At 67.8% G+C, this 8,152-nt stretch carries 6 protein-coding genes; 5 read left to right on the top strand and 1 reads right to left on the bottom strand.

All coding sequences use genetic code 11. The features are described 5' to 3' along the window. From rho to tsf, 5 genes are all read left to right on the top strand, one after another. On the top strand, window positions 1–1,639 hold a 1,639-nt coding region (rho, locus tag G7Y49_RS11455; protein WP_241157405.1), incomplete at its 5' end, for a transcription termination factor Rho. Between the two features lie 15 nt (window positions 1,640–1,654). Further along, window positions 1,655–2,896, top strand: a complete 1,242-nt coding sequence (gene sppA / locus G7Y49_RS11450; RefSeq protein ID WP_165173947.1) for a signal peptide peptidase SppA — start codon at window positions 1,655–1,657, stop codon at window positions 2,894–2,896. After that, window positions 2,877–4,901, top strand: coding sequence for a class I tRNA ligase family protein (locus G7Y49_RS11445; RefSeq protein ID WP_165173945.1), 2,025 nt, complete (start codon window positions 2,877–2,879; stop codon window positions 4,899–4,901). The genes sppA and G7Y49_RS11445 overlap by 20 nt, the downstream gene beginning before the upstream one ends. A gap of 344 nt (window positions 4,902–5,245) precedes the next feature. Beyond that, window positions 5,246–6,013, top strand: coding sequence for a 30S ribosomal protein S2 (gene rpsB / locus G7Y49_RS11440; RefSeq protein ID WP_165173943.1), 768 nt, complete (start codon window positions 5,246–5,248; stop codon window positions 6,011–6,013). A gap of 89 nt (window positions 6,014–6,102) precedes the next feature. Next, a complete protein-coding gene (gene tsf, locus G7Y49_RS11435) occupies window positions 6,103–6,963 on the top strand; it encodes a translation elongation factor Ts (RefSeq protein WP_165173941.1) in 861 nt (286 codons plus the stop codon). A 591-nt stretch (window positions 6,964–7,554) separates the two neighbouring features. Here tsf and G7Y49_RS11430 read toward each other — a convergent pair. Then, window positions 7,555–8,152, bottom strand: a 598-nt coding sequence (locus tag G7Y49_RS11430; RefSeq protein WP_165173939.1) for an ATP-binding protein, incomplete at its 5' end; no start/stop codon positions are given.

Here is an 8,152-nt window from a genome sequence, read left to right as displayed (position 1 = left end):
CCCCGTCGCATCCGCGCCCGAGGCGCCCGCGCCGGCCGAGCCAGCGGCTCCCGCAGCTCCCGTCGAAGCCGCTTCCGCTGGCGCCGCGCCCGCTGCCGTCCCTGCGCCTGAGGCGCACGCCGACGCCCCGCGCCCGCGTGACTACCAGCGCACCCGCGCCGAGGGCCGCCCCAACCGCGACCGCAGCGACCGTGCCGACCGCAACGACCGCGACCCGCGCGGCAACCGCAACGGCAAGGGCGGGAGCCGCAACGACCGCAACGACCGCAGCAGCCGCGACAACCGCGACCGCAACGACCGCCGCCCGCGCCGCCAGCGCGACAACCGCGTCAACCGCGAGGTGGTCCCGAGCGTCACCAAGGAAGAGCTCGCGGAGCTCAAGGTGGCCGAGCTGCGCGCGAAGGCCGCCGAGCTCGGCGTCGACGGCACGGGCGTCAAGAAGGCAGAGCTCGTGGGCCTGGTGTACGACGCCGCGGTAAAGGCAGAGGGCTTCGTCGAGGTCACGGGCGTGCTCGACATCCTCGCCGACGGCTACGGCTTCCTGCGCGCCGCGGGCTACCTGCCCGGCGAGGGCGACGCCTACGTGGGCGCCTCCACCATCCGCCGCAACGGCCTGCGCAAGGGCGACCTCGTGGTGGGGCAGACCCGTCCCGCGCGCGAGAACGAGAAGTTCGCCGCCATCCAGAAGGTCATCTCCGTGAACGGCATCCCCCTCGAGGAGCTGGGAGCTCGCCCGCACTTCAAGGACCTCACGCCGGTGTTCCCGGACGACCGCCTGCTCATGGAGCACGGCAAGAACACCATCACGGCGCGCGTGATCGACCTGGCCGCGCCCATCGGCAAGGGGCAGCGCGGCCTCATCGTGTCGCCGCCGAAGGCCGGCAAGACCACCGTGCTGAAGGACATCGCCGCCTCCATCACGGCCAACAACCCCGACGTGCACCTGATGTACCTGGGCATCGACGAGCGCCCCGAGGAAGCGACCGACATGGAGCGCTCCATCCGCGGCGAGGTCGTCTCCTCCACGTTCGACATGCCGTGCGAGAACCACATCGCCGTGGCCGAGCTCGTGATCGAGCGCGCGAAGCGCCTCGTGGAGATGGGCAAGGACGTGGTGATCCTGCTCGACTCCATCACGCGCCTGGCGCGTGCCTACAACCTGGCGCAGCCCGCCTCGGGCCGCATCCTCTCGGGCGGCGTCGACTCCACGGCGCTCTACCCGCCCAAGCGCTTCCTGGGCGCGGCGCGCAACATCGAGAACGGCGGCAGCCTCACCATCCTGGCCTCGGCGCTCATCGACACGGGCTCGAAGATGGACGAGGTCATCTTCGAGGAGTTCAAGGGCACGGGCAACATGGAACTCAAGCTCGACCGCTACCTGGCCGACCGCCGCATCTTCCCGGCCATCGACCCGGTGTCGTCGGGCACGCGCAAGGAGGAGCTGCTGCTCGACGGGCAGGAGGCCCCGCTCATCTGGGCGGTTCGCAGGATCCTGGCGAACATGAACAACACCGAGCGCGCGATGGACATGCTGATCAAGTCCTTGAAGCAGACCGAGACCAATCAGGAGTTCCTCATCCGCACGGCGAAGAAGGCCCAGGGCAGCCACGGGAAGTCGGACGAGGGCTTCGAGTTCTAGGCTCAAGGAGGAGCCATGACCCAGCAGAGCAACTGGCAGCAGGGCGTCTGGGGCGACGGGAGCACCCCGGCGCCCAACGCCTACGAGCAAACCTACAACGCCGCCGCGTCCGCGCAGCCGGGCGCGGCGGCCCCGGGGCAGGCCGCCCCGCAGGCCGCGCAGGCCCCGCAGACTTCGCAGGCCCCGCAGGCCCAGGCCGCCCCGCAGGCCGCGGCGCCCCAGCCGGACTTCGGCGCGTATCCTGGCGCGGCGCCTCAGCCTGCGTTCGCTCAGGCCGCCTACGCGCCGCAGCCGGCCCCGCCCGCGCCCGCCCCCAAGAAGGGCAAGGGCTGGATCGTCGCGCTCGTGGCGGTGGTCCTCTTCTTCGCGCTCATGTTCTTCGGGCTCGCGTCGTGCAACGCGGCCATGAGCACGGTGGCCAACCCCTTCGGCGCCTTGGGCGAGGACGTCTCCTCCGACTACGTCACCACGAACTCGGTGGGCATCATCGAGGTCTCGGGCACCATCCAGTACGACGGGACCACCGCGAGCCCCGAGGGGCTCAAGGCGCAGCTCGACCGCGCGGAGGAGAACCCCTACATCAAGGCCGTGGTGCTGCGCGTCGACTCGGGCGGCGGCACGGCGACGGCGGGCGAGGAGATGGCCGCCTACGTGCGCGACTTCTCCAAGCCCGTGGTGGTCTCGAGCGCGTCGATGAACGCGAGCGCGGCCTACGAGATCTCGAGCCAGGCCGACTACATCTTCACGGCCAAGACCACCGCCATCGGCGCCATCGGCACGGCCATGCAGCTCACCGACATCTCGGAGCTGCTCGACAAGCTCGGCATCGCGGTGGACAACATCACGTCGACGGAGTCGAAGGACTCGAGCTACGGCACGCGCGCCCTCACCGAGGATGAGCGCGCCTACTACCAGTCCATGGTCGACCAGATCAACGCGACGTTCGTGGAGACGGTGGCCGAGGGCCGCGGCATGACGGTCGACGAGGTGCGCGCGCTCGCCACGGGGCTCACCTTCACGGGCATGGGCGCGGTCGAGAACGGCCTGGCCGACGAGATCGGCACGCTCGAGGACGCCGTCGCCAAGGCGGGCGACCTCGCGGGCTTCACGCAGTGCGACACGGTGTACCTGCGGCCGGGCGCGAGCGGTCTGAACGACCTGCTCGATCTGATGAGTGAGAGCCGCGGCAGCGCCGACGCGCGTGCGCTCGCCGCCGCTTTGGAGGAGATGGAAAACCATGTCGGATTTGAGAGATAACAAGCGCGTCAAGTGGCCTGCCCGCGCGGTCGTCACGGCGGGCATGCCGTACGGCAACAAGCCGCTGCACTTCGGCCACATCGGGGGCGTGTTCGTGCCCGCCGACGCGTTCGCGCGCTTCCTGCGCGACCGCATCGGGGCGGACAACGTGCGCTTCGTGTCGGGAACGGACTGCTTCGGCAGCCCCATCAACGAGGGCTACCGCAAGCTCGTCGAGGCGGGCGAGTTCGACGGCTCCATCGAGGAGTACGTCATGCGCAACCACGAGGCGCAGAAGTCCGTGCTCGAGGCGTACCACGTCAGCCTCGACATCTTCGACGGCTCGGGCATCGGGCACGCGGCCGACGTGCACCAGCGGGTCACGAACGCGTTCATCGAGCGCCTCTACGAGAACGGCTGGCTCAAGCGCACCTCCACGCTGCAGTTCTACGACGCCCAGGCCGAGACGTTCCTGAACGGCCGCCAGGTGGTCGGGCGCTGCCCCGTGCAGGGCTGCAAGTCCGAGCACGCCTACGCCGACGAGTGCGACCTGGGGCACCAGTACGCGCCCGCCGACCTCATCGCGCCGATCTCGACGCTCTCTGACGCCGCGCCCGAGATGCGCCCGGTGGAGAACTGGTACTTCGACCTGCCGGCCTTCGCGGACTTCCTGCGCGCGCACGCCGCCGACCTCGCGGCCGACCCCGAGGTGCGCCCCGTGGTGCCCCAGACCATCGCGGAGTTTCTGGCCCCGCCGGTGATCTTCGTGAAGAACGAGGCATATGAGGCGTACGAGGCCGTCGCCGACGAGCTGCCGCGGCACGCGTACCGCCCGGCGGAGAAGGGCAAGGCCAGCTTCGAGATCGAGTTCGAGTCCATCGCGGCGCGCGACGAGGCGCGCAGCGTGCTCGCGCGCGCGAACATCCGCTTCCGCACCTCCAAGACGCTCGTGCCCTTCCGCATCACGGGCAACATCGAGTGGGGCGTGCAGGCGCCGGTGATCGAGGGCGTCGAGGGCCTCACCGTGTGGTGCTGGCCCGAGTCGCTGTGGGCGCCCATCTCGTTCACCTGCGCGGTGAACGACGAGCGCGGCCTGCCGCGCGGCAGCTGGCGCGACTTCTGGTGCTCCGACGACGCGTGCGTGTACCAGTTCATCGGGCAGGACAACCTGTACTTCTACGGCGTGGCCCAGCCGGCGCTGTTCGAGGCGCTGCGCCCGGGCGGCCTGCTCGACGGCGGCGACGACGCGCTCGCGCTGCGCCAGACCACGCTCGTGGCCAACCACCACCTGCTGTTCGGCAAGACGAAGGCGTCCTCGTCGGGCAAGGTCAAGCCGCCCACGGGCGAGCAGCTCCTCGAGCACTACACGCCTGAGCAGCTGCGCGCGCACTTCCTCGCGCTCGGCCTCGACCAGAAGTCGGTCGGCTTCTCCCCGAAGCCCTTCGACCCCGACGAGGCCAAGCGGAGCGACCCGCGCGTGGCCGACCCGGCGCTCAAGGAGGGCGCGCTGCTCACCAACGTGTTCAACCGCCTCGCGCGCAGCTGCTTCTACGAGGCGCAGAAGAGCTGCGAGGGGTACCTGCCGCTCGGCCCGGTGACGCCGGAGGTGGGCGTGCGCGCCCGCCGCGCGCTGCGCAGCTACGACGAGCTCATGCACAAGGTGGAGCTGCACTCGGTGATGTCGCTCATGGACGAGTTCATCCGCTGGTCGAACAAGTACTGGGCCGACCATATCAAGGCCGCCGACGCCGCCGGTGACGCGGACGCGCGCCGCCAGGTGCTCGTGGACTGCTTCTTCCTGCTGCGCGTCTGCACGCTCATGATGCACCCGATCGTGCCGGTGGGCTGCGAGAAGATCTGCGACTACCTGAGCTTCAGCTTCGACGAGTTCTTCAGCTGGAACTACGACTTCGACTCGAACGACGAGCTGTGCACCGCCGCCGAGATCGACGACGCCCGCCACCGCATCCAGGAGCTCCCCCCGCGCTTCGACTTCTTCAAGAAGCACGAGAGCCAGTACAAGTAGGCGGAGAGCAGGCGAAGAGCAGGCCGAGGACGGGCGGAGGGCGCAGCTCGCCCCACGCCATTGAGCGGAGCGCCGCAGCCCGCCCCACGCCGCTGAGCGGAGCGCCGCAGGCGCAGAGCCGAAGGTCTCAGCCGAGGGTATCGGCCGAAGGCCTTGCTGCGATCGGCGCGGTATTTTCCTGCAACCCCCTTGCAATGCGAGGGGGTTGTGCTATCTTAGACAGGCTGTGTAAACAGCAGGATTATCACACATGCTTGCGTGACCTGATCCGCCAGTGGCCACCTGAAAAAGGCTGCGGACGCAGGGTTGACCGCAGGCAGAGGACTAACGAATGGAGAAGAGACATGACGAAAGTCAGCATTTCCACGCTGCTTGACGCAGGCAGCCACTTCGGTCACCAGACCCGCCGCTGGAACCCCAAGATGAAGCCCTACATCTTCGGCAGCCGCGGCGACATCTACATCATCGACCTCAAGCAGACCCTCATCGGCCTCGACAAGGCGTACACCTTCGTGTCCGAGCTCACCCGCAAGGGCGGCACCGTGCTGTTCGTGGGCACCAAGAAGCAGGCCCAGGAGGCCGTGGCTGACGCCGCGAACCGCTGCGGCATGCCGTACGTGAACGCCCGCTGGCTCGGCGGCATGCTCACGAACTTCGTGACCATCCGCACCCGCGTGGAGCGCATGGAGGAGCTCGAGGCCATGGACGCCGACGGCCGCATGGCGCTGCTGCCGAAGAAGGAGCAGATCCTGCTGCACAAGGAGCTCGGCAAGCTGCAGACCAACCTCAACGGCATCCGCAACATGAAGCGCGTCCCCGACGCCGTCTTCGTGATCGACACCAACCGCGAGGAGATCGCCATCCACGAGGCCAAGCGCCTGAACATCCCCGTGGTGGGCACGCTTGACACCAACTGCGACCCGGATGACGTCGAGTACGGCATCCCGGCCAACGACGACGCCATCCGCTCGGTGCGCCTGCTGGCCGACTTCATCGCCGACGCCGTGATCGCGGGCACCGGCGCTGACGTGACCGCCGCCGAGATGGCGGGCGAGGCCGCGCCCGAGGCCGCCGAGGCCGAGGCCCCCGTCGCCGAGGCTGCTGCCGAGTAAGCCGCTTCGCTTGGAACAGCGCGCGCGGGGCTCGTCGGCGAGCTCCGCGCGCTTCCCGAAACCACCCCTTCCCACAGAAAGGAATTCCCATGGCTGCTATCACCGCTTCTATGGTCAAAGAGCTTCGTGAGATGACCGGCGCTGGCATGATGGAGTGCAAGAAGGCCCTCACCGAGGCCGAGGGCGACATGGACAAGGCCGTCGACGTGCTGCGCACCCGCGGCCTGGCTGCCGTCGCCAAGAAGGCCGGCCGCGCCACCAACGAGGGCACCGTCATGGCGCTCGTGAACGACGCGTGCACCTGCGGCGCCGTGGTCGAGCTCAACTGCGAGACCGACTTCGTGGGCATGAACGAGAAGTTCAAGGCCTACGCCGAGAAGATCGCCACCGCGGCGCTCGCCGCCAAGCCGGCCGACGTCGAGGCCCTGAAGGCCGCCGAGATCGACGGCGAGACGGTCGAGGCCGTCGTCACCGACTGCATCCACGTGATGGGCGAGAACACCCAGCTCGCGCGCGTTGCCGTGGCCGAGGGCGCGGGCGTGTCCTCCTACATCCACGGCGGCGGCAAGATCGGCGTGCTCGTGGCCTTCGACGTCGAGGGCATCGACCCCGCCTCCGCCGACTTCCAGAAGTGCGGCCGCGACGTGGCCATGCAGGTGGCCGCCGTCAACCCCGTCTCCGCCACGCGCGAGGACGTGCCGGCTGACGTGGCCGAGCACGAGATGGCCATCTACAAGGCTCAGGCCGCCGAGTCCGGCAAGCCCGAGAACATCCAGGAGAAGATCGCCATGGGCCGCATGGAGAAGTTCTACAAGGAGAACTGCCTCGCCGAGCAGGACTTCGTGAAGAACCCCGACCAGACGGTCGCCGACTACGTCAACGAGTGCGCCAAGGCCCTCGGCGGCACGATCGCCATCAAGGGCTTCACCCGCTTCGCCCTCGGCGAGTAGCCGACAGCGCAAGCGCCCGCGCGGCGCTCGGATGAAGTCACATAACCTGAGGGGGCTGTAGCAGAAGCCCCTTCAACAAGAAGCCCGCCGCAACATGTGGTGGGCTTCCTGCATTCTAGGGTCGTGACCCTGTCCACCGCGCGAAGTGCGGTGGACAGGCAACCACCCGCCATGCGGGTGCGCATCGAAGGCTTCGCCCTTGCGGGCGGCGGCCGCCGATCGGGTCTATGATGCGGCTGTTCGGGACTCCTGCTGCAGCCCCTTTTTTATGCAACTCGCAACGGGGCAAAGAAACGGGACAAACCGCTTCCCAGGTCGCCCCATCCGGGCCGCCTCGTTCGCCCTGGGCCCTTGGGGGCCGAAACACCGACAACGCCCTTTTCGCAGCCACCATTCTGAGAAGCTGGATGGAAAACGCCCGTTATCGGTGCTTTAGGCCCCGAAAACCACCGACAACGGCGCTTTCGCATCCACTTTCCCCGAGAAATCGCCGATAACTGATTATTTGCAACGATTAGCCACGTTTGTTTCGGGTGCAGCCGCATTGCCGATTTCGCATGCAGCCGCACCCGTTTTCAACTTGAGCTACGTCTAGTTCTTTGGTGATGTAAGCTCTCTCATGTTCACTTCACCAGTAAGCAGGGTCACGGCGTTGTGAACTATCCTATCCATAATAGCATCTGCGTGAGTTCCACCGCCGAGCCGTGCATGCCAATCCTCCACGCGGTACTGGGAGCACCATATCGTCGACGACTTGTCGTGGCGGCGGTCGACGAGCTCGAGGAAGAATCTCATCTGGTCGGGGTTCAGCGGATCCATGAGCCACTCATCGACGACAAGAACCCTGTAGCGCGCGTACTTCTTCAATATCCTCGATTCGGGAACGCCGGCGGCTAAGTCCTCCTCGCGCGACATCAGCAGGTCGGGCATGCGCACGTAGAGGGTGCTCATGCAGTGCTTGCATGCCTGGCGGCCGATCGAGCAGGCGAGAAAGGTCTTGCCGGTCCCGGTGTAGCCGACCACGATGACATCGGTGGCCGAGTCCACAAACTGGCAGGTCCCGAGGCCGTTGACTGTGTCGCGGGAAAGGGGCCTGCCGTCGTAGACGACGCCGCTTATGTCGGCATTTGCTATGCGGAAGTGTGCCCGCTGGAGCAGGCGCTTAACGCCGGCGTTTTCCTTCTCCTGC

Origin of the sequence: Adlercreutzia sp. ZJ242 (assembly GCF_011038995.1) — a bacterium.
Classification (GTDB): Bacteria; Actinomycetota; Coriobacteriia; order Coriobacteriales; family Eggerthellaceae; genus CAAEEV01.
This window is presented reverse-complemented; position numbering and strand designations above follow the sequence as displayed.